General features: G+C 58.6%; 1 protein-coding gene. It reads left to right on the forward strand.

The genetic code is table 11. The features are described 5' to 3' along the window. On the forward strand, nucleotides 1-877 hold an 877-nt coding region (locus AC1DH9_RS29760), incomplete at its 5' end, for an AI-2E family transporter (RefSeq protein ID WP_477809406.1). Nucleotides 878-1,032: the final 155 nt, after the last annotated feature.

The raw sequence follows: 1,032 nt of genomic DNA on the forward strand, positions 1-1,032 counted from the left end.
CCTTTGCACCTTGGGCATTTGTCTGGTCATTGCCATTTTGCCAGTGATCATTACCGGCATCTTGCTGGTGCAGGAGGGTGCGAGCATCTACAAGAATATCGAGAGCGGCCAGTTAGACATCGCCAGCTATCTGGCGCAGTTCAAACACAGCCTGCCGCCGTATTTTCAGCACCTGCTGGACCGCTTTGGCATGGGTGAGCTGAGCACATTGCGCGARAAAATCATCAAGAGCGCGATGCAGGGCAGCGAGTTTTTCGCCAGTAAGGCGTTCAGCCTCGGTCAGGGCACTTTTGACGTTGTGGTGAGCTTTTTTATCATGCTCTACCTGTTGTTCTTCTTTCTGCGCGACGGTGCCGAACTGGCGCGCAATGTCCGCGCGGCCGTGCCATTGGCGGAACATCAAAAGCGCCGCCTGCAGCTCAAGTTCAATCGCGTGGTACGAGCCACGGTCAAAGGCAACCTGCTGATGGCGATTACGCAAGGCGCACTGGGTGGGTTGATTTTCTGGTTTCTGGACATCCCCAGTGCATTGCTCTGGGCGGTGATAATGGCGTTTTTGTCGCTGTTGCCAGCGGTGGGGGCGGCGATTGTCTGGGTACCGGTGGCAGCCTGGTTCCTGCTCAGCGGCGCGATCTGGCAGGGTGTGGTGCTGGGGCTGTTCGGGGTGTTCGTGATCGGTCTGGTAGACAACATTCTGCGTCCGACCCTGGTGGGCAAGGACACCAGGATGCCGGACTATCTGGTCCTGGTTTCGACCCTGGGCGGCCTGGCGATCTTCGGTCTCAATGGTTTTGTCATTGGGCCGTTGATCGCCGCGCTGTTCATGTCGAGTTGGGACTTGTACATCGAAACCAGGCCACGCGTGCAGTTGCCTTAGGCGCCCAGCGCGTAGGTGCCGATACGTTGCGACAGGGCTTGGGCGGCGGGCAGTGAAGTGAGCGGGCCGCTGATCGCGACACCGTCCTGAACCAGATACCAACAGGCGAGCAATCCCAGCTCTCTGAGCGGTGCGGGAACGGCGCTACCAATAAC

This window comes from Pseudomonas sp. 05T35, assembly GCF_056396605.1.